At 75.3% G+C, this 20,224-nt stretch carries 16 protein-coding genes, 1 pseudogene and 1 riboswitch; of the genes and pseudogenes, 7 read left to right on the top strand and 10 right to left on the bottom strand.

Annotation, left to right across the window (positions count from 1 at the left end; all coding sequences use genetic code 11):
* Nucleotides 1-65 precede the first annotated feature (65 nt).
* The 3 genes from ACIQVD_RS31430 to ACIQVD_RS31420 all read right to left on the bottom strand — a co-directional run bounded on the left by ACIQVD_RS31430 (nt 66) and on the right by ACIQVD_RS31420 (nt 3,369).
* The gene (locus ACIQVD_RS31430; protein WP_402292443.1) at nt 66-965 is read right to left on the bottom strand and encodes a hypothetical protein; all 900 of its coding nucleotides are present in this window, start codon (nt 963-965) and stop codon (nt 66-68) included.
* 140 nt (nt 966-1,105) lie between these two features.
* Entirely contained in the window at nt 1,106-2,461 is a 1,356-nt protein-coding gene (locus ACIQVD_RS31425; protein WP_402292442.1) for a hypothetical protein, read from the bottom strand.
* Nucleotides 2,461-3,369, bottom strand: a complete 909-nt coding sequence (locus ACIQVD_RS31420) for a hypothetical protein (RefSeq protein ID WP_402292441.1) — start codon at nt 3,367-3,369, stop codon at nt 2,461-2,463. The genes ACIQVD_RS31425 and ACIQVD_RS31420 overlap by 1 nt, the downstream gene beginning before the upstream one ends.
* A gap of 314 nt (nt 3,370-3,683) precedes the next feature.
* Between ACIQVD_RS31420 and ACIQVD_RS31415 the strand changes: the two genes are divergently transcribed.
* The 3 genes from ACIQVD_RS31415 (at nt 3,684) to ACIQVD_RS31405 (ending at nt 6,615) form a co-directional block, all read left to right on the top strand.
* A complete protein-coding gene (locus tag ACIQVD_RS31415; RefSeq protein WP_402292440.1) occupies nt 3,684-3,962 on the top strand; it encodes a hypothetical protein in 279 nt (92 codons plus the stop codon).
* A gap of 93 nt (nt 3,963-4,055) precedes the next feature.
* Nucleotides 4,056-5,300 carry an RCC1 domain-containing protein gene (locus ACIQVD_RS31410; protein ID WP_400684303.1) on the top strand — a complete coding sequence of 415 codons (1,245 nt, stop codon included), beginning with the start codon at nt 4,056-4,058 and terminating at the stop codon, nt 5,298-5,300.
* Nucleotides 5,301-5,334: 34 nt separating this feature from the next.
* A complete protein-coding gene (locus ACIQVD_RS31405; RefSeq protein WP_402292439.1) occupies nt 5,335-6,615 on the top strand; it encodes an RCC1 domain-containing protein in 1,281 nt (426 codons plus the stop codon).
* Nucleotides 6,616-6,697: 82 nt separating this feature from the next.
* On the opposite strand, the gene ACIQVD_RS31400 is transcribed toward ACIQVD_RS31405, so the two are convergent.
* The 3 genes from ACIQVD_RS31400 to ACIQVD_RS31390 all read right to left on the bottom strand — a co-directional run bounded on the left by ACIQVD_RS31400 (nt 6,698) and on the right by ACIQVD_RS31390 (nt 11,326).
* Entirely contained in the window at nt 6,698-9,022 is a 2,325-nt protein-coding gene (locus ACIQVD_RS31400; RefSeq protein ID WP_402292465.1) for an ATP-binding cassette domain-containing protein, read from the bottom strand.
* Between the two features lie 170 nt (nt 9,023-9,192).
* A complete protein-coding gene (locus ACIQVD_RS31395) occupies nt 9,193-10,311 on the bottom strand; it encodes a two-component system response regulator (RefSeq protein WP_402292438.1) in 1,119 nt (372 codons plus the stop codon).
* A gap of 427 nt (nt 10,312-10,738) precedes the next feature.
* Nucleotides 10,739-11,326: a histidine phosphatase family protein gene (locus ACIQVD_RS31390; RefSeq protein ID WP_402292437.1), complete on the bottom strand. Its 588-nt coding sequence runs from the start codon at nt 11,324-11,326 to the stop codon at nt 10,739-10,741.
* A 436-nt stretch (nt 11,327-11,762) separates the two neighbouring features.
* Between ACIQVD_RS31390 and ACIQVD_RS31385 the strand changes: the two genes are divergently transcribed.
* Both ACIQVD_RS31385 and ACIQVD_RS31380 read left to right on the top strand, forming a co-directional pair.
* Entirely contained in the window at nt 11,763-11,975 is a 213-nt protein-coding gene (locus ACIQVD_RS31385; RefSeq protein WP_100839145.1) for a CbtB-domain containing protein, read from the top strand.
* A gap of 34 nt (nt 11,976-12,009) precedes the next feature.
* Nucleotides 12,010-12,768 (top strand): CbtA family protein, encoded by a 759-nt coding sequence (locus tag ACIQVD_RS31380; protein WP_402292436.1) that lies wholly within the window; start codon nt 12,010-12,012, stop codon nt 12,766-12,768.
* 85 nt (nt 12,769-12,853) lie between these two features.
* Here the strand turns inward: ACIQVD_RS31380 and metE are convergent, their stop codons facing one another.
* Nucleotides 12,854-15,160 (bottom strand): 5-methyltetrahydropteroyltriglutamate--homocysteine S-methyltransferase, encoded by a 2,307-nt coding sequence (gene metE / locus ACIQVD_RS31375; protein ID WP_402292435.1) that lies wholly within the window; start codon nt 15,158-15,160, stop codon nt 12,854-12,856.
* A gap of 150 nt (nt 15,161-15,310) precedes the next feature.
* Nucleotides 15,311-15,537: riboswitch (cobalamin riboswitch) on the bottom strand.
* Between the two features lie 109 nt (nt 15,538-15,646).
* A complete protein-coding gene (gene cobF, locus ACIQVD_RS31370) occupies nt 15,647-16,408 on the bottom strand; it encodes a precorrin-6A synthase (deacetylating) (RefSeq protein ID WP_402292434.1) in 762 nt (253 codons plus the stop codon).
* Nucleotides 16,409-16,658: 250 nt separating this feature from the next.
* Here cobF and ACIQVD_RS31365 point away from each other — a divergent pair, with 250 nt between their 5' ends.
* Nucleotides 16,659-18,194 (top strand): FAD-binding oxidoreductase, encoded by a 1,536-nt coding sequence (locus tag ACIQVD_RS31365; RefSeq protein WP_402292433.1) that lies wholly within the window; start codon nt 16,659-16,661, stop codon nt 18,192-18,194.
* A 180-nt stretch (nt 18,195-18,374) separates the two neighbouring features.
* Here the strand turns inward: ACIQVD_RS31365 and ACIQVD_RS31360 are convergent, their stop codons facing one another.
* On the bottom strand, nt 18,375-19,505 hold the full coding sequence (locus tag ACIQVD_RS31360; protein ID WP_402292464.1) for an MFS transporter: 1,131 nt from the start codon (nt 19,503-19,505) through the stop codon (nt 18,375-18,377).
* Nucleotides 19,506-19,706: 201 nt separating this feature from the next.
* Here ACIQVD_RS31360 and ACIQVD_RS31355 point away from each other — a divergent pair, with 201 nt between their 5' ends.
* Nucleotides 19,707-19,961 (top strand): lipopolysaccharide assembly protein LapA domain-containing protein, encoded by a 255-nt coding sequence (locus ACIQVD_RS31355; RefSeq protein ID WP_402292432.1) that lies wholly within the window; start codon nt 19,707-19,709, stop codon nt 19,959-19,961.
* A gap of 46 nt (nt 19,962-20,007) precedes the next feature.
* Here ACIQVD_RS31355 and ACIQVD_RS31350 read toward each other — a convergent pair.
* Nucleotides 20,008-20,127: pseudogene (locus ACIQVD_RS31350) on the bottom strand (LuxR C-terminal-related transcriptional regulator); the annotation flags it as partial.
* Nucleotides 20,128-20,224: the final 97 nt, after the last annotated feature.

The following is a 20,224-nucleotide window of genomic DNA, read 5'->3' as shown; positions in this document are numbered from 1 at the left end:
CCGCACGGGAACCACTCGTGCGGCCCACCGGGCCCGACGCCGTTGCGCGGGAGGGCGGGGGACGTTCAGCAGTACCACCAGGTGCCGGGGGCGAGGACGGTGTCGCCCGGTTCGAGGTTGCCGGTGTGCAGGTTGGCGACCTGGCAGAGCGGCCCGAGGGCCGTGTTCGGGTCCTGGTCGCGCGGGGTGTGGGTGAAGTCGTCGAGGGCCTGGGTCTGCTGGTCGATCCCGGCGTGCTCCTTCTCGCCCTTGCCCGCGACGCCCTCCAGGCACTGGCGGCTGGTGGCCGGGCAGTCCTCGATCTTCTCCTTGTTGGCCGCGCCGGTGGTGCAGGCCGGGGTGCTCGCGCCGTCGCCCGCGCACGGGTCGGAGGTCGCGGGGGTGGGGGCGGCGGCGGGCGGCGGGGTCTGGGCGGCCTGGACGTTGGTGATCAGCTGGCCGCAACCGGGGTTGGTGGCGGCGGTGTTGGTGAAGGTGATCTGCGGGGAGTCCTCGACGGCGGTGAAGGTGTACGTGCGGCCGGTGTACCAGTCGGCCCTCGCGGCGGGGTCCTTGGTGGCGAAGCTGCCGGGGGTGTTGGCCGCGCCCGCGACGGTCACCGTGTAGGAGCGCGGGCCGGAGCCGGAGGCGGCGCAGGTGTCGGGGTTGTCGTCCCAGCTGAGGGTGACGCTCGCGCCGGCCCGGACGCCGCGCAGCCGGGTGCTGAGCGAGACCGCCCTGCCGCCCCAGCCCAGGGTGGCGGCCTGGAGCCCCTGCGGGTGGGCGGAGCGGGTGGTGGAGGCGACGCCGGTCGGGCCGGTCCAGCCGTCGACGCCGGTGGCCCAGGTGCCGGTCTGCACGGTGGGGGAGGAGAACGTCGCGTTCTCCACCGCCACCGGGGCGGTGTTCGCCGCCCCGGCCGGCCACGGGGCGGTGAGGACGAGGGTGGCGCCGAGCGGGAGGGCCAACAGGCGGGTGGACGGCACGGGTTGCTCCTGGGGTCGGTGAACAGGGCGGCGACTGAACGGCGTTGAGAGCACCGGGTGACCGATCGGCTTGCGGAGGACGGATGGTGGTGGAGCGATCCGGTGGCGCGGTAGTTCAGTGGTCCGGCGGGTGGAGCGGTTCAGGGGGTGAGCGGGACGGCGCGGGTGGCCAGGCCGGCCGGTGGGGCGTCCAGCGGGGTCAGGCGCTTGTCCGGGCCGGCCGCGTTGTCGGGGGTGTCGGCGGTGGGCCGGCTGGCGCCGCAGCGCTGGAGTTCGACCTCGGTGAGCGGGCCGGTGCGCTGGTAGTAGCGGTCCGGCAGCGCGGTCGCCGGGACGTCGAAGGTGGCGTCCAGCCGGTAGCCGTTGCGGGAGTTGGTGAACGAGCCGACCACCCGTTCGCGGGCCGGCTGCACCTCGATCCAGCTCACCTCGCCGGGCTGGATCACCGGGTCCAGCGGCTTGCTGGTGGTCCGCGACCAGGTCAGCGGGTTGCTGGTGGACACCGCCGCGGTGTTCCCGCCCGCCACGCCGAAGCCCGCCGCGACCTGGGCCGCCACGTTCGGCCGGCTCTGCGACAGGTCGGAGCGGCTGGGCAGCAGCGGCGCGCCCTTCAGCGCGTAGTACTGGGTGAGGCTGTCGTACGGCGGCTCGGTGACCTCCAGTTTCCGGTCGTCGGTGACCGCGTTGCGGGTGCAGTTCAGGTACACCTCGCCGACGATCCGGGTCTGCCCGTAGTACTGGTACGAGTAGCGCCGGTCGACCGTGAAGGTGCAGGCGGTCGGCGATCCCTCGCAGTCGTCCACCGCCACGCCCGGCTCCAGCGGGTCGTTGCCGCGGTACGCCTTCGGGGGCGGCAGCTGCTCCTTGCGGACCTTCCGGTCGACGGGCGCGGGCGTCTGCTTGGCGGCCACGTTGGTGATCAGCGGGCCGCAGGACATCGCCCCGGCGGGCTCCGCCGAGTCGAAGGACACCATCGGGTTGTCCTCGGTCGCGGTGAACGAGAAGGCCCGCCCCGTCGTCCAGTTGGCGGTGCCGACGCTGTCGCTGCCCGCGGTGGTGACCTGCGGGTCGGGCGCCGGACCGTCGACGATCAGCGAGACGTTGTACGTCTGGCCGTCCTTGACCTGCTCCGGCGTGCAACTGCGGTACGTGCTCGGGCTGTCGTCCCAGGTGAGTGTGACGGTGGAGCCCTTCCTGACGCCCCACAGCCGGGTGCGCAGGGACAGCGGCGCGCCGTTCCAGTTCAGCGAGGCCGCCTGGTAGCCCTGCGGGTGCTGGGCCAGCCCCTTGCCGAACACCACGCCGGTGCGGTCGGGCGACCAGCCGGCGTGCCCGGCCTGGGTGCCGTTGTCGGGCGCGACGGGGTCGGCGAAGGTGCCGTTCGGGACGGTGGCGTCGACCGTGTCGGCGGCGTGCGCGACGGGTGCCGGTGCGGTCAGCGCGAGGGCGGCGGCGAGCAGCACCGAACCTGTGGTGTAAGGGAATTGACGGAGCATCAGCACGGACCCCATTGGCTCGGTGGGATGACCATGGACGAGGGCGGGAGGCCGTCGGTCAGGGCGTTGGACAGCGGGCAGAGGCCCTGGGCGGCGGCGTCCGGGCTCTCCTCGCGCGGGATGTCGCCGAAGTCCTGGACGGCGGTGGTCTGCTGGTCGATGCCGTCCTCGGTCTGCTGTCCGTCCCCCGTCACCGCGGCCAGGCAGTCGCGGTCGGTGGCCGGGCACTTGGCGATCTCCTCCTCGGCACCGCCGACGTCCGCGCACTGCGAGCCGCCCGCGGTACCGCCCGAGCACGGGTCGGTGGCGCCCTTCGGCGGGGCCGTCGGGGCGGTCTGCCGGGCGGCCACGTCGGTGATCGACGGCTGGCAGCTCGGGGTGGGGTTGGAGGCGTCGAAGGAGAAGGTGACCCTGGGCGAGTCCTCGGCCGCGGTGAAGGAGTAGGACCGGCCGATGAACCAGTTCGCCCTTCCCGTGGGCTCGTTGGTGGCGAACGCGCCCGGCTGGTTGGCGTCGCCCGCGACCGAGACCGTGTAGCTGCGCCGGGCGACGCCCTTGCCCACGCAGGTGTCGGGGTTGTCGTCCCAGGTGAGGGTGACCGTGGCGCCCGCGCGGACGGCGCGCAGCCGGGTGCTGAGGGGGGTGGCCGAGTCGGGGGAGGCCAGGAAGGCGGCCTGGTAGCCCCGCGGGTGGTTGGCGCGGCCGGCGGAGAGCAGGCCGGGGCCGTCCCACCCGTCGATGGTGAGGCGCTCCCAGTTCTGCCCGGGCGTCACCTTCGGGGAGACGAAGGTGCCGTTGACCACGACGGCCGGCTCGGTGTCCTCCGCGCCCGCCGGGGCCGGTGCGGCCAGGGCGGCGGAGCTACTGAGGGTGATGGCCAGGAGTCTGGCCGATGAGGTCCGGAGCAACGGGTTCCTCCCTGAACTCTGCTACAGAGCCGATTGGTTGACGTCAGGTCAAGGCAGCTGACGATCAAGATCCCTGGCCATGCTGGGCGGCTCGACTACGCACCGCAACCGATGGCGGACCGAACGGGGGGCGGTCGGAGGAGCGGATGGGCCGTTGGCATGGAAAGCGGTCCGTGTCCGCACGAACCCGGTGGTGCCGGGTTAGGTATCCCGGCGATCGGATCATCATTTCGACTTCGACCGGAGTCGGGTTGCCGCCGCACGCCCCACCGGGCCGCGCCGCGCCACGCCCCGACCGTGACCACGAGGCCCCGATGACACCCCAGACCCGAACCGCCGCCCTGCTCGCGGCCACCGCCCCCTGCCTGCTCGCCGCCCTGCTCGCCGCGCCCCCGGCCGCCGCGTCGGAGACCGCGCCGAACGCCCGCCCCACGGCGTCCGCCGGCCCCGCGATGCCGGCCGGCCCCGCGCCGCACGGCGCGCACCGGCCGGTCGACGAGAACCGCCCCGTCCAGCCCCCGCCCGGACGGTTCGCCCAGGGCGGTCCCGTCGAGCGCGCCGTCCCCGGCACACCCGTCCAGCCCGCCCCCTGACGCCGCCGGCCCGCATCCCGCAGGTCCCGCACCTCCCGTACGCCCCGCACCTCCCGTACGCCCCGCACGCCCCTGTCCATGGAGGAACCACCGATGCACCGCAAGCTGCGCCAGCTGCCCGCCGCCACCCTGCCCGCGCTGGTGGCGGGCCTGACCCTGGTGTGCACCACCGCCCTGCCGGGCGGCACCGCGTCCGCCTACGACCTGCGGCTGCGCGCCTGGGGCAACAACGCCAACGGGCAGCTCGGCGACGGCACCGTCAAGACCCAGCGGCTCACCCCCGCCTCGGTGGTCGGCATGGCCGGGGCCGAGCTCAACGGGATCGCCGCCGGCGGCACCACCAGCGGCACCACCGTCACCGGGTTCGCGCTCGCGCTGCTCGGCAACGGGACCGTCGAAGCCTGGGGCCGCAACGACAAGGGCCAGCTCGGCAACGGCACCACCAGCGCCACCGAGGACGCGGCGGTGCCCGGACTGGTCGCCGGACTGACCGGCGTCGAGGCCGTCGCGGCCGGCGGCTCGCACGCCCTCGCGCTGCTCAAGGACGGCACCGTCAAGGCGTGGGGCGCCAACGACAAGGGCCAGCTCGGCGACGGCACCGTCGTCAACACCAACCTGCCCGTCACCGTCGCCGGGCTCTCCGACGTCAAGGCGATCGCCGCCGGGGACACCTTCAGCATGGCGCTGCTCAAGGACGGCACCGTCAAGACCTGGGGCAACAACGACAAGGGCCAGCTCGGCGTCACCCCGGTGCCCGTCAGCTCCACCGCGCCCGTCCCCGCGCCCACCCCCGCCACCCGCACCACCGCGATGACCATCCCCGGCCTGACCACCGTCAAGGGCGTCACCGCGGGCGCCGGCCACGCCCTCGCGCTGCTCGCCGACGGCCACGTCTACGCCTGGGGCGCCAACGACAAGGGCCAGCTCGGCGACGACACCGTCGTCAACAAGCCCTACCCCGTGCCCGTGCAGGAGCTGACCGACGTCACCGAGCTGTCCGCCGGGGCCGCCCACACCCTGGCCCTGCTCCAGGACCACACGCTGCGCGCCTGGGGCGCCAACGACAAGGGGCAGATCGGCGACGGCACCACCACCCAGCGCAACACCAGCGTGCCCGTCCCCGGGGTCTCCGGCGTCGAGGCGATCGCCGCCGGCTCCGCGCACAACCTGGCCGTGCTCGCCGACGGCACCGTGCAGGCCTGGGGGCTGAACGACAAGGGCCAGCTCGGCGACGGCACCACCACCCAGCGCAACACCCCCGTCCAGGTGCTCGCCAAGTCCGGCAGCGTCTCCCTGATCTCCGCGCCGAGCAACGGCAACTTCAGCCTCGCGCGCTGACCGCACCCCATCGAGGACCCGAGGAAGGCACCCCATGACGTCCACCCAGTCCGCCGCCGCCCGCCGCGCCCGGCTGCGCCCCGCCCTGCGTCCTGCCCTGCGTCCTGCTGCCCTGCGTCCCGCTCTCGCCGCCGGGTTGGCCGCGCTCACCGCGCTCAGCCTGACCGCCGTGCCCGCCGGGACCGCGCACGCGCAGGAGAAGCGGCTCAAGGCCTGGGGCAACAACCGGTCCGGGCAGCTCGGCGACGGCACCTGGACCGACTTCCGCACCACCGCCACCACCGTGCTCGGCCTGACCAGCGCGGAGGTCGTCAAGATCGCCGCCGGTGGCGGCGGCTCCGCCACCGGGCACGGGCTGGCGCTGCTCACCGACCGCACCGTGCAGTCCTGGGGCGCCAACGGCTCCGGGCAGCTCGGCGACGGCAGCGTGTTCAGCCACAACGCGCCCGGACAGGTCGTCAACCTCTCCAGCGCCCGCGACGTCGCGGCCGGCGGCTGGCACAGCCTCGCCCTGCTCGACGACCAGACCGTGGTCGCCTGGGGCCGCAACAACTACGGGCAGCTCGGCAACGGCACCAACACGGACAGCAGCGTCCCGGTCCGGGTCGAGGGACTCAACAAGGTGGTGGCGATCGCCGCCGGACTCAACCACAGCCTCGCGCTGCGCGAGGACGGCACCGTCTGGGCCTGGGGCTACAACATCAACGGGCAACTCGGCGACGGCACTTCCGCCAGCCGCAACGTACCCTCCCCGGTCGGCGGACTCGCCGGCGTCACCAAGATCGCGGCCGGCTGCAACCACAACCTGGCCCTGGTCGGCCCGCCCAGCGGCGGCACCAGGCCCACCAGCGGCAACGCCGTCAAAGCCTGGGGCTACAACGCGACCGGCCAGCTCGGCGACAACAGCACCATCAACCGCTACACGCCCGTCGACACCCAGGGCATCTGGCTCGGCGGCGTCTCGCAGATCGCCGCGGGCTGCAACCACAGCCTGGCCGTCACCGACAGCGACAACAAGCTCAAGTCCTGGGGCCAGAACACCTCCGGCCAGATCGGCGACGGCACCACCGACTACCGCATCACCCCCGTCCCGGTGCCCGGCATCAAGGGCGTCCAACTGGTCGCGGGCGGCCGCGAGCACACCATCGTGCTGCTCGGCGACAACACCGTCCACTCCTGGGGCGCCAACGGCTCCGGCCAACTCGGCAACGGCACCACCACCGAGAGCAGCACCCCCGTCACCACGCTGACCGCCCTGACCGGCGTCGACAAGATCGCCGCCCCGGTGGGCGGGGACTTCAGCCTCGCCAACTGAGCCTGCCGGAAAGGGAGTCGAAGGGCCCGCGCGACGACCGCGCGGGCCCCTGCCGTCGGCCGTCGGCCGTCGGAGCGGCAGGTCAGGGCAGGCCGAGGCGCTCCGCCAGGTACGGGGCGGTGCGGCTGCCGGGGGAGGTGGCGAGGGTGGTGGGGGTGCCGGTGGCGAGGACGCGGCCGCCGGTGTCGCCGCCGCCGGGGCCGAGGTCGATGACGTGGTCGGCGCCGGCGATCAGGTCGAGGTCGTGTTCGGCGACCAGGACGGTGGCGCCCGCGTCGACCAGGTGGTGGAGCTGGGCGGTGAGCCGCTCGCTGTCGGCGGGGTGCAGGCCGGTGGTGGGTTCGTCCAGCAGGTAGAGGGTGCGGGTGCGCCGGGCGTGCTGGAGTTCGGCGGCGAGCTTCACGCGTTGCGCCTCGCCGCCGGAGAGTTCGGGGGCGGGCTGGCCCAGCCGCAGGTAGCCGAGGCCGACCTGCTGGAGGGTGGTCAGGACGCGGTGCGCGGGCGGGACGTCGGCGAGGAAGGCGGCGGCCTCGTCGACGGTGCGGGCGAGGACGTCGGCGATGGTGGCGCCGCGGTAGCTGATCTCCAGGGTCCGCGGGTTGTAGCGGCTGCCGTGGCAGTCCGGGCAGGGGCTCCACGCGGTGGGCAGGAACAGCAGCTCGACCTCGATCGCGCCCGCGCCCTCGCAGGTCGGGCAGCGTCCGGCGGCCACGTTGAAGGAGAACCGGCCCGCGCCGTAGCCGCGCGCCCTCGCCTCCTCGGTGGCGGCGAACAGCTTGCGGACGGTGTCCAGCAGGCCGGTGTACGTGGCCAGGTTGGAGCGCGGGGTGCGGCCCAGCGGGGTCTGGTCGAAGGTCACCACGCGGTAGGAGCCGGCGGCTTCGGCCGCCGCCGCGGCGAGCAGCGTCGACTTGCCCGCGCCCGAGACGCCGGTGACGGCGGTCAGCACGCCCAGCGGCACGTCCACGTCGACGCCGCGCAGGTTGTGCCGGGTGACGCCGCGCAGGCGCAGCACCCCGGAGGGGGCGCGGTTGCGGGAGGGCGGCGGGGGCGGCGGGTCGAACAGGAAGCGGCGGGTGGCGGAGTCGTCCACCGCGCGCAGGCCGTCCACCGGGCCGCTGTACAGGACGCGTCCGCCGCCGGAGCCCGCGGCCGGGCCGACGTCCACCAGCCAGTCCGCGCCGCGCACCACCGCCATGTCGTGCTCGACCACGAACACCGAGTTGCCCGCGGCCCGCAGCTCGGCCAGGACGCGCCGCAGCGCCTCGGTGTCGGCCGGGTGCAGGCCCGCCGAGGGCTCGTCCAGGACGTACACCACGCCGAACAGGCCGGAGCGCAACTGGGTGGCCAGGCGCAGGCGTTGGAGCTCGCCGGTGGACAGGGTGGGGGCGGCGCGGTCGAGCGAGAGGTAGCCGAGGCCGAGCCGGGACAGGGCGGTGAGGCGGTCGGTGAGGTCGGCGGTGATCAGCCCGGCGGGGCCGTCCCCGGAGGTGTACGGGCGCAGCAGGTCGGCGAGGCGGGCGGCCGGGAGAGCGGCCAGGCCGGTGATCGGCAGGCCCGCGAAGGTGACGGCCAGCGCCTCGGGGCGCAGCCGGTGGCCGTGGCAGTTCGGGCAGGTGGACTGCTCCAGGAAGGCGGCGGCCCGGGTGCGGGCGGCCTCGCTGCGGGACTCGGCGAAGGACTTCAGGACCAGGCGGCGGGCGCTGCTGTACTTGCCCCGGTAGGGGCGCTGGACGCGGCCGGGCTCGCGCTCGGGGTGGACGGTGACCACCGGCTGCTCGTCGGTGAACAGGATCCACTCCCGTTCGGCGGCCGGCAGTTCGCGCCAGGGCCGGTCCAGGTCGTGGCCGAGCGCGCCCAGGATGTCGCGCAGGTTCTTGCCCTGCCAGGCGCCGGGCCAGGACGCGACGGCGCCCTGCCGGATCGACAGCGAGTCGTCGGGCACCAGCGAACGCGCCGTCACCCGGTGCAGCACGCCCTGCCCGTGGCACTCCGGGCAGGCGCCCGCCGGGGTGTTCGCCGAGAACGCGTCGGAGTCCAGCCGGGACGCGCCCGGCGGGTAGTCGCCGCAGCGGGAGAGCAGCATCCGCAGCAGGTTGGACATGGTGCTGATGGTGCCGACCGAGGACCGGGAGGACGGCACGGAGCGGCGCTGCTCCAGGGCGACGGCCGGGGGCATGCCCGTCACCGCGTCCACCTGCGGGGCCTCGACCTGGCGCAGCAGGCGGCGGGCGTAGGGCGAGACGGACTCCAGGTAGCGGTGCTGGGCCTGGGCGAACAGCGTGCCGAAGGCCAGCGAGGACTTGCCCGAGCCGGACACGCCGGTGAACGCGACCACCGCGCCGCGCGGGACGGCCACCGACACGTCCCGCAGGTTGTGCACCCGGGCACCGCGCACCCGCACCATGCCGTCGTCGTCGTAGTGGCCGTCGTACTGGCCGTCGCCGTCGCCGTCGCCGTCGGGCCGGGCGCCGCCGCGGTCGGTCTGGGTGTCGTTCACCGCGCCACGCTAACCCGGGGCGGGGCGCGGGGCGGGGAACGGCACCGGGTGAAACCTTCCGGAGGGGGCCGGTGGGGTCAGCTGTCGGTGGGGCGGGCGCGGTGCAGTTCGACGAAGGAGGCGACCTTCGCCCGTACCGCCCAGGGGTCGACCGGCTTGGGGATGAAGTCGGCGCCGCCCGCGGCGTAGGCGCGCATCGCGTGGTCGGGGCCACTGCCGATGGCGGTGACGAAGACGATCGGGATGTCGCGGGTGCGGGCCCGGCTCCGGATGTGCGCGGCGGTCTCGTAGCCGTCCATGCCGGGCATCTGCACGTCCAGCAGGATCGCGGCGTAGCCGTCCGGCTCCATCAGCGCGCGCAGCGCGTCGGGGCCGGAGGTCGCGGAGACCAGCTGGTGGCCGTGCGGGCCGAGCAGGGCCTCCAGGACGACCAGGTTCTCGCGGCGGTCGTCCACCAGCAGGATCTTCGGCGGCGGTCCGTCCCCGTCCCCGTCGCTGTGGCCGTCGCCGTCCGTCGGGGAGCCGCCGGTGGGTCCGGGCGGGGCGGCCGTGGTGCCCTGCTGGCGTTCCACCAGGGCGAGTTGGCGGCGCAGCAGGGCGTGGCGGGCCGCGGCCCGGGCGGACTGTTCGCGGGCCCGATCGGACCGCTCGGCGAGCAGCGCGACGCGTTCGGCGAGGGCGGCGCGTCCGGGGTCCTCGGGCTGTTCGGGGTCTTCGGAGTGTTCAGGGTCGTCCGAGTGTCCGGGGTGCGCGGGCGGTGACCCGGCGAGGGCCCGACGGTCGCGGGACAGCGCTCGTTCGGCCTGCTCGGCCTCCTCGTCCGCCTCCTGCATCTCCCGTTCGGCGGCGTGCAGTTGACCTTCGAGCTGGCAGACGGCCCGGCCGATCGGCCGGGCGACCCGCAGCGCGGCCATCCGCGACCGGCGCAGCCGCGCCCGGGCGCACTCCGGCGCGGGGACGTCGGCGCGGGCGGCGACCCGGGTGTCGAGCAACGCCTCGACGAACTCCCACGGCGGAATCCGCACGGCCGCGAGGAAGTCGGCGAGCGCGTCCGGGCCCAGTCCGCAGCGGGCGGCCACACCGTCCACCTCCGGGGCGTCCAGGCCGCGGCAGAGCGCCCGCAGCTCCTCGGCGAACTCCCGCTGCTCCGCGCCCGGTTCGGCAGCCGCCGGCGGGAGGCCGTCCACGGCCGTCACCAGCCGCACCCCGTCGGAAGCACCGCCGTCGACCGTGTCCGCGTCCGCACCCGTGTCCCTCCCGTCGTTCCCGCCGACCCGTACGGCCGGACGTCCCCCCGCCCGGAACGGCGGATACGGCCGCGTCCGGCTGAGGACGGCTGAGGACGGCGACAATACGGCACCGGAGCGGGAATTGACGCGCGGTCAGGTCACGGTTCGGGGGTGTTAGGCGACGCACCGGCCCGATCCGGCCGATCCGGTGCACCCGCGGGGTCGACCGCCGGGCGCACCGCCTGACCTGCCGCGCCGGGTGGCGCGGGGGGTGGCGGCGCGCCGGGTGGGCGGTCGGACCGTGCGGGTCGGCGGGGAGGGCGGCCGGCCGAATGCCCGGCGCGGTGGACGAAGGTCGTCACTCCCCTTGGGGGACAAGGGAGTTGATGGCCCGTCAGGTGGCTGCGGTCAGGGGGGCGCCGCAGCGCAGGTTCCAGCGGGCGGCGCGTCCGCTGAGGTGGGTGGCGGTGAGGGGGGCGACGTCCAGGCGCCAGAACGCGGCGGGCGGCAGGGCCAGGGCGTGCACCACGGCGGCCCGGACGGCGGCCGGTTCGGCGACGGTCAGCAGGTGGCCGGTGTCGGCGGGCAGGGCGTCCAGCCAGCGGCCGACCCGGGCCAGCAGGGCGGTGACGGACTCGCCGCCGGGCGGGGCGAAGTCCGGGTCGGACAGCCAGGCGGCGAGCGACCGCGGTTCGGCGGCGGCGAGTTCGGCGAGCGGACGGCCGCGCCAGGCGCCCGCGTCCAGGTCCGCCAGCGCGGGCTCGACGGCGTCCGGAACCAGGCCCAGCGCCCCGGCGGTCTGCCGACAGCGCGGAGAGGGCGCAGACAGGACGCGGTCGGCCCGGGGCGCGGCGAGGGCGCGGGCCGGGGCCAGTTCGGCCTCCGTCAGCGGGTGGTCGTCCCCGAACCGCGCCCCGCGCAGCTCCGCGCCGAGCGCCGGGGCGATCAGGGCCACCCGGACCGTTCGGACTCCCGGGGTCATGCCGCCCACCGGCCGGACGCCCACCGGCCGGACGCGCGCCGGTCGGACGCGCACCGGTCGGACGCGCACCGGTCGGACGTGCACCGACCGTGCGCACACCGTCCGGGCGTCGGGGGGCGGCCCGCCGTCGACCCGGCGGGTGCCGGTGCGACCAACATCACCCGGAGCTCCACAGCGCCTCCCTCCCGGGGACCATTCGTGCACGCATTGGTAGCATGGCGTGCCGCGCCCCTGGCGGGGCCCGCCCGGGAACGGTACCTTCTCGGCGAACAAGTCCACATCAACGACGGTGCGTGGAAGTCCGGTGAGAGCCCGGCACGGTCGCGCCACTGTGAACCCGGAGCCGCCCAGGCGGCCGACGGGAAGTCAGACCCGCCTCCGTCGACCCTGCTCCACACGACCGGGACGCGAGTTCCCGCAAGGAGGTCACACGGCCATGGCTCACCCCATAGCGCCCGCCGCCACGCCGGCCATCACCCCCCTCTCCGTCAAGGCGATCGCGCCCTGGGCGGTCTTCTTCGGCATCCTGCTGCTCACCCTGCTCTACTTCGTCGGCGCCGAACAGGGCGCCACCTCGCTGCTCTCCGGCGAGAGCGTGCACGAGTGGGTGCACGACGGCCGGCACCTGCTCGGCTTCCCCTGCCACTGATCCGCTCCGGCAGAAGAAGCGAGCACCCGCGCACATGAATTCCCACATCGTCAGAAACCTGCTGGTCCGCGGCATGCTCGCCGGGCTCGGCGCGGGCGTCCTCGCCCTGATCGTGGCCTACCTGCTCGGCGAACCCCGGGTGGACGCCGCGATCGCCTTCGAGGACTCCCACAGCCACGAGCACGGCGAGGAACTGGTCAGCCGCACCCTCCAGTCCACCGCGGGCCTGGCCACCGGCATCCTGGTCTACGGCATCGCGCTCGGCGGCATCGCCGCCCTCGCGTACTGCTTCGCCCTCGGCCGCACCGGCCGCTTCGGCCCCCGGGCCGCCGCCCTGCTGCTCTCCGGCGCGGCGCTGGCCTCCGTCTACCTCGTCCCGTTCCTCAAGTACCCGGCCAACCCGCCGTCGGTGGGCGACCCGGACACCATCGGCAAGCGCACCACCCTGTACTTCCTGATGATGCTGCTGAGCGTGCTGCTCGCCGTCGCCGCCGTGGTGGCCGGCAAGCAGCTCGCCCCGCGGCTGGGCAACTGGAACGCCACGGTCGTGGCCGGGCTCGGCTACGCCGTGCTGATCGGTCTCGGGTACGTCCTGCTGCCCGCGATCAACGAAGTCCCCGAGGACTTCTCCGCCACCCTGCTCTGGCAGTTCCGGGTCGCGGCCCTGGCCATCCAGCTCACCCTCTGGCTGTCCTTCGGCCTGCTCTTCGGTCACCTGGCCGAGCGGCTCCTGCTGCCCAAGCCGGCCCGCACCGCCGGGCCGACCGCCACGGCGGCCCCCGCCGCCCGCTAGCGGCGCGCCCGACGGGCCGGCACGCACCGCATGCGGTGCGTGCCGGCCCGTCGGCGTTCCGGTCCCGTCCGTCGCGGGCGGGACGTCAGCCGGTCAGTTCTGCCCGCAGGGTGCGGGCGGCGGCGACCAGGCTGTCGATCGAGGCCCGGGTCTCGGTCCAACCGCGGGTCTTCAGGCCGCAGTCCGGGTTGACCCAGAGGCGCTCGGCGGGGATCGCGGCCAGCCCGGCCCGCAGCAGTTCCAGCGCCTCCTCGGGGGAGGGGACGCGCGGGGAGTGGATGTCCCACACGCCCGGGCCGACCTCGGCGAGGTAGCCCGCCTCGGCGAGTTCGCGCGCCACCTGCATGTGCGAGCGGGCGGCCTCCAGCGAGATCACGTCCGCGTCCAACTCCTCGATGGCGCGCAGGATGTCGCCGAACTCGGCGTAGCACATGTGGGTGTGGACCTGGGTGTCGGCGCGGACCCCGGAGGTGGTGAGCCGGAACGCGTCGGTGGCCCAGTCCAGGTACGCGGGCCAGCCGGAGCGCCGCAGCGGCAGCGTCTCGCGCAGCGCGGGCTCGTCGACCTGGATCACGGCGGCGCCCGCCGCCTCCAGGTCCGCCACCTCGTCGCGCAGGGCGAGGGCGACCTGCCGGGCGGTGTCGGCCAGCGGCTGGTCGTCGCGGACGAACGACCAGGCCAGCATGGTGACCGGGCCGGTCAGCATGCCCTTGACCGGGCGGTCGGTGAGGCCCTGCGCGAAGCGATACCAGTCGACTGTCATCGGGTGCGGGCGGGAGATGTCGCCCGCCAGCACCGGCGGACGCACGTACCGGGTGCCGTAGGACTGCACCCAGCCGTGCCGGGTGGCCAGGTAGCCGGTGAGCTGCTCGGCGAAGTACTGCACCATGTCGTTGCGTTCGGGCTCGCCGTGCACCAGCACGTCCAGGCCCGCCCGCTCCTGGTAGGCGACCACCTCGCGGACCTCGGCCTCCATCCGCTTGCGGTAGTCCGCCGCGTCGATCCGTCCGGCGTTCAACTCGGCGCGGGCGGAGCGCAGTTCGGCGGTCTGCGGGAAGGAGCCGATGGTGGTGGCGGGCAGCAGCGGCAGGCCGAGCCGGGCCTTCTGCGCCGCGGCGCGGACGGCGTACGGGGCGTCGCGGCGGATGTCGGCCTCGGTGACGGCGGCGGCCCTGGCCCGGACCGCCGGGTCGCGGGTGATCGGGGAGGCCGCGCGGGAGGCCAGGTCGGCCCGGTTGGCGGCGAGTTGGGCGGTGACGGCGGCGGTGCCCTCGCGCAGGGCGCGGGCCAGCAGGGCGGTCTCGGCGGCCTTCTGCCGGGCGAAGGCCAGCCAGCGGCCGATCTGCGGGTCGAGGTCGCGCTCGGCGGCGGTGTCCAGCGGGACGTGCAGCAGTGAGCAGGAGGGGGCGACGTCCACCGTGTCGGCCAGGCCGAGCAGGGTCGCCAGGGTGGCGAGGGACTTCTCCAGGTCGTTGATCCACACGTTGCGGCCGTCGACCACCCCCGCGACCAGCCGCTTGCCGGGCAGGCCGCCGACGGCCGCCAGGTCGGTCAGGTTGCCCGCCGCCGGGCCGGTGAAGTCCAGCGCCAGGCCGTCGACGGGGGCCTTGGCCAGGGTGATCAGCGCCTCGCCGAGCCGGTCGAAGTACGAGGCGACCAGCAGCCTGGGGCGGTCGGTGAGCGCGCCCAGCTCCCGGTAGGCGCGGGCGGCGGCGTTCAGCTCGGCCGGGGTGCGGTCCTGCACCAGCGCGGGCTCGTCGAGCTGCACCCACCCGGCGCCGGCCGCCCGCAGGTCGGCCAGCAGCTCCGCGTACACCGGCAGCAGCCGGTCCAGCAGGGTGAGCGGCTCGAAGTCGGCGGCCACGCCGGGCGCGGGCTTGGCGAGCAGCAGGTAGGTGACCGGGCCGAGCAGCACCGGGCGGGCCCGGTAGCCCTGGCCGAGCGCCTCGCGCAGTTCGCCGACCTGCTTGGCGGAGTGCGCGGCGAAGACGGTGTCCGGGCCCAACTCCGGCACCAGGTAGTGGTAGTTGGTGTCGAACCACTTGGTCATCTCCAGCGGCGCCACCTGCTGGGTGCCGCGCGCCATCGCGAAGTAGCCGTCCAGCGGGTCGGCCTGGTACGCGGCCCGGTGCCGGGGCGGGACCGCGCCGACGGCGACCGTGGTGTCCAGCACGTGGTCGTACAGCGAGAAGTCGCCGGTGGGGACTTCGGTGATGCCGGCGCCGGCCAGCTGCCGCCAGTTGGCGCAGCGCAGTTCGGCGGCGGTGGAGTGCAGCGCGTCGGCGGTGACGGTGCCCCGCCAGTAGCCCTCGACGGCCTTCTTCAGTTCCCGGTTCCCGCCCTGGCGGGGGTATCCGTGGACGGTTGCCGCGGCTACGGACTTCGCAGTCAAGGGGACTCTCCTCGCGAGCCTTGATCCTGGGTCCGGTGCACAGGAGGCGCGGAAGGGTGCCGAGACCGGGCGGTGCCGCGCTCGACCGCGCCTGCCCGCCTGGTGTCCGTACCGACCCGCCCTCGAGGTCACCGGTCACCGGGTGCGAACGGTCGCACCCGGGCAACGGGCAGGTCTTCGGACTCGCGGGCCCGCCCGGGGAGGCTCGACGCTCCCGGGCACCTACTGGCCGTCGCTTCCCAGGCCCGTCCGGACCCAGTGCGTATGACGGCGGTCGTTCCCACTCACCGCTGCGGGGCAGTCCCGGATTCCCACCGGGTTCCCTCTTGCGACGCCCTGCCTGGCGGACAGGGCGAACCAGTTGCGCGGCCAGTGTAGAACGGACCGGGCGTTCTCCGGTGCGAAGTGCGGCAGCTGTCCGGTCCGTGGGACGCGCGGGCGGACGGCGGACGGGCGGACGGTGGTCAGCCGGTGCCCGGGCGGTGTTCAGCCGTCGGTGCGGCGCAGCAGGTAGCTGTCCATGATCCAGCCCTTGCGGGCCCGGGCCTCGGCCCGCAACTCGGCGATCCGGTCGGCCTGTTCGGCCAGCGGGCCGGAGACCAGGATCTCGTCCTCGGTGCCCAGGTACGCCCCGTAGTGGATGTGCACGCCCGCCGGGTCGATGGCGGTGAACGCGGCCTGCCCGTCCAGCATCACCACCGCGTCCTCGGCGCCCGGCCCGAAGCCCTCGGCGGCCAGCCGCCGCCCGGTGGTGATCCGCACCGGCCGCGCGGTGCGGGTCAGCGTGGTGCGGTGGCGGGCCGCCAGCACCGAGACGCTGCTGACGCCGGGCACCACCGTGTACCCGAACCCGGTCCGCCCGCGCGCCAGGACCCGGTCCAGCACGGCGGTCACGCTGTCGTACAGCGACGGGTCGCCCCACACCAGCAGCGCGCCCGTCCCGCCGTCCGGGAGCTCCTCGGCCACGGCCCGCTCCACCAGGTCGGCCCGCCGCTCCCGCCACTCCTCGACCGCCTCCGCGTACCCGGCCGCCGACCGGTCCCGCGCCGGGTCCACCAGCTCGACCACCCGGTGCCCGGCCCGGCCGTGCTCGGCGATCATCTCCCGCCGCAGCCGCATCAGGTCCTGCCGTTCCTCCGGCTTGTCGAGCAGCAGGAACACGTCGGTGCGGCCGATCGCCTTGACCGCCTCCAGGGTGAGGTGGTCGGGGTCGCCCGCGCCGATGCCGATGACGAGAAGAGTACGCATACCGGCGATTGTGCCTGCTGCCCGGCGCGTCCACCGGCTCGGGTCGGCGCTCCGGCCGGCAGCCCCCGGCGCGCGGAGCCCGGCGGGGCGTCGTGCGCGCGCGGACGCGCGCTGGGCCATCGGACGCACTCCGGCGGGCCGCGGCCGGGCGGCGGCGGGGCGGGGCGTGACGATCGGCGCAGAGCCTCCGTGCGCCCGGCGCGGGGGAGGAAGGTGCGTCGTGACAATGGACCGTCGTCGTTTTCTGACCGTGGGCGGAGCACTGGGGGCGGGGCTCGCGGCGGGCGTCTCCCCGGCCCGCGCGCAGGACCGGGGTGCGGGTGCGGGCCCGGGTTCGGGTCCGGCCTCCGGCGCGGACGCGGGCTCGGTGCGGGCGTTCCCGCCCCGCCAACGCGGGTGGCGGGCCGCGCCGCCGGACTGGCAGGCGCTGCGGCAACGGCTCGGCGACCGGCTGGTGCTGCCCGCCGACCCCGGGTACGGGACGGCGCGGCTCGGCTTCAACGAACTGAACGACGGCCAACTCCCCGGCGCGGTCGCCAAGTGCGCCTCCGCCGACGACGTCCGGGCCTGCCTGGACGTGGCGCGCGGCCACGGCCTCCCGATCGCCGCCCGCAGCGGCGGCCACGGCTACCTCGGCTACAGCATCCCGGACCGGGGCCTGGTGATCGACCTGCGCGCGCTGAACACCGTCCGGGTCGACCCCGACGGCAGGGCCGAGGTCGGCGCGGGCGCCCGGCTGATCGAGGTCTACGCGGGCCTGGCCGCCGCCGGCCGGCTGCTGCCCGGCGGGTCCTGCCCCACCGTGGGCATCGGCGGCCTCACCCTGGGCGGCGGCATCGGGGTGCTGGCCCGCAAGTACGGCCTGACCTGCGACCGGCTCACCGCCGCCGAGGTCGTCACCGCCGACTCCTGCGTGCTGACCGCCGACGCCGAGCACGAACCCGACCTGCACTGGGCGCTGCGCGGCGGCGGGGGCGGGAACTTCGGCGTGGTCACCCGGTTCACCTTCGACACCCCGCCCGCGCCCGGTCTGACCGTCTTCGTCCTGCCCTTCCCGGCCGGCTCCGTCCCGCAGGTGCTCGGCGCCTGGCAGCAGTGGGTCGCCGATGCGCCGCCCGAACTCTGGGCCAGCTGCCAGATCTCCGGCGGCAACCCGCCCACTTGCAAGGTCGTCGGCTGCTGGGTCGGCGACCCGGACGGCGCGAACCGGCAGATCGACCGCCTGGTGCGCGCGGCGGGCACCCAGCCGACCGGCCGCACCGTCGCCGCCAAGGACTACCTGGGCGCGATGAAGTTCATGGCGGGCTGCGCCAACGACACCGTCGCCCAGTGCCACCCCACCTGGGAGGGCGGACGGTTGACCCGCACCGGCTTCGTCGCGGTCTCCCGGATGCTCGGCCCCGGGCCGGTGGACCCGGCCCGGCTCACCGAGCTGATGACCGGCCGCACCGGCGTCGACCTGCTGCTCGACTCGCTCGGCGGCGCGGTCGCCGAACTCGCCCCCGACGCGACGGCCTTCCCGCACCGCGGCTCGCTCGCCAGCGCCCAGGTCTACGCGGGCGCCACCCCCGCCACCGAGGACCGGGTCCGCGCCACCGTCGACGAGATCCGCGACGGCCTCGCCCGGCTCGGTGCCCCCGGCGCGTACGTCAACTACATCGACGCCACCCTGCCCGACTGGGGCCGCGCCTACTACGGCCCGAACCTGCCGCGGCTCCAGCGGGCCGCCCGCCGCTACGACCCCGACGGGGTCTTCGCCTTCCCGCAGTCGGTCACGGCGGCCTGACGGGCAGCGCGCCCGCCGGTGCCGGTGCCGCCGTCGCAAGCAGCGCCGCCCCCCGGTCCGGCCGCCCCGATCCGGCCGGGCCGGTCCGTTCCGGCCGGGGTCGCCGTACGGGTGCGAACGGGTCGGGAGCGTCGCATCCGGGAGCCAAGTGGGTTGGTGCCAGCGGGACATGACGTCAGATCAGGCGGCGGGGGAGGAGCGGGCGCGGCGCAGCAGGAAGGCGCCGGAGGCGGCGGCGAGGGCGGCCATGCAGGCGGTGAAGACCAGTCCGGCGTCGGCCAGGCCGAGCGGGCCGGACAGCAGGCCGACGCCGATCACCGGGATGGAGATGCCCAGGTAGGCGACCACGAACAGGGCGGAGAGCACGCCGCCCCGGTGCCGGGCGGGGGCGGCGTCCGCGACCTCGCCGACCGCGCCGCGCAGCGCCATGCCCTGCCCGGCGCCGCCGACCAGGGCGGCCAGCACCAGCGGGGCGAGGGTGGCGGTGGCGAGCGAGAGGGCGAGCAGGCCGAGGCCGCCGATCAGCACCAGGCAGCCCAGCGGGATCGCCCGCCGGGCACCGAGCCGGGGCACCAGCAGCTGGCCGACGGTGGAGGCGAAGAACGCGGCGGCGACGATCAGGCCGACCGCGGCGTGGTTGCGCACCCCCAGGTCCTCGGCGAGGAAGGCCGGGCTGACCGAGGTGAACACGCCCAGCAGCGAGAACCCGGCGAACGCCGCGATCGCGGCGGGCACGAACACCCCGCGCACCTCGGCCGGCAGCGCGGGCCGGCGGGGCCGGGCGGTGCGCAGCGGGCGGGCCCCGTCGACGGTCTCCGGCAGCGCCCAGGCGACCGCCCAGGAGAGCACCAGCAGGGCCAGGTGGACGGCGAACGGCAGGACCAGCGGCCCCGGCGCGTACTGGGCGAGCAGCCCGGCCAGCAACGGCCCGCAGCCCAGGCCGCCCATGTTGGCGGCGGTCGCCACGAAACCGGCCCTGGCCCGGCGTTCGGGCGGGGCCAGCTCCAGGACGTACGCGGTGGCGGTGCCGGTGAACAGGCCCGCCGCGAAGCCCGACAGCAGGCGGCCCGCGAACAGCCAGGCCAGGCCCTGTTCGGCCAGGAAGGCCACCGCGCTGGCACCCGCGCAGGCCAGCCCGCACAGCAGCACCGGGCGGCGGCCCACCGCGTCCGAGACGTTGCCGAACAGCAGCAGCACGCCGATCACCCCGAGCGCGTAGACGGCGAACACCACCGTCACCATCAGCTCGGAGAACCCGATCCGCTCCTGGTACAGCCCGTACAGCGGGGTGGGCAGCGTGGTGCCGGCCATGCAGACGGCGAACGTGCCCGCCGCCCCCAGGTACCCGTTGCGTCGACGATCTGTCACCACCCCACCGTAGGCAGCGCACCGGACCGGCCGGAACCGGCGCGCCGGGGGCGGACGGGCGCGGGCGGGGGCGGGTGCGCGCCGGAGCCTCGGGCACCTGCCGCCGACGGGCCGAATCGCGACATCGCTCACATAATGGGCCGCATGGCTGACAACAGGAACAGCGCGGGCCGGCCGTCCTCGATGACGGTCGGCGGCCGCGACGTGCGCATCAGGACGATCGCCTTCCTGGTGCTCGGCGTGCTGGCGATCTGGTTCATCGCGGTGAACACCGCCTCGGTGCGCATCCGGCTGTGGATTCCCACCGTCACCCTCCCGCTGTGGCTGGTCCTCCTGGTCACCCTGCTGGTCGGCGCCGCACTCGGCGGACTGCTGGCCCGCCGCCGCGCGAGGCGCTAGCCGACCGAACGACCGCCGAACGACCGCCGAACGACCGGCCGACCGGTCACCCGGTCCGGCGCAGGAGGTCGGACAGCGCGAGCCGGGACGGGACGTCGAGTTTGCGGTAGACGCGGGACAGGTGGGTCTCCACCGTGCGGGGGCTGAGGAAGAGCCGCTCGGCGATCTCGCGGGTGCGCGGTGCGGCAGTCCGTCGACAGTTCGGCGCGGGCGCGGGTCACCTGCTCCGTCACGAGCAGCGCCGGGTGCGTCCGGGTGACCGC

This window comes from Kitasatospora sp. NPDC090308 (assembly GCF_044769485.1).
GTDB classification, from domain to species: domain Bacteria; phylum Actinomycetota; class Actinomycetes; order Streptomycetales; family Streptomycetaceae; genus Kitasatospora; species Kitasatospora fiedleri.
Note: the sequence above shows the minus strand (reverse complement) of the source record. Positions and strands in the feature narration are given on the sequence as shown.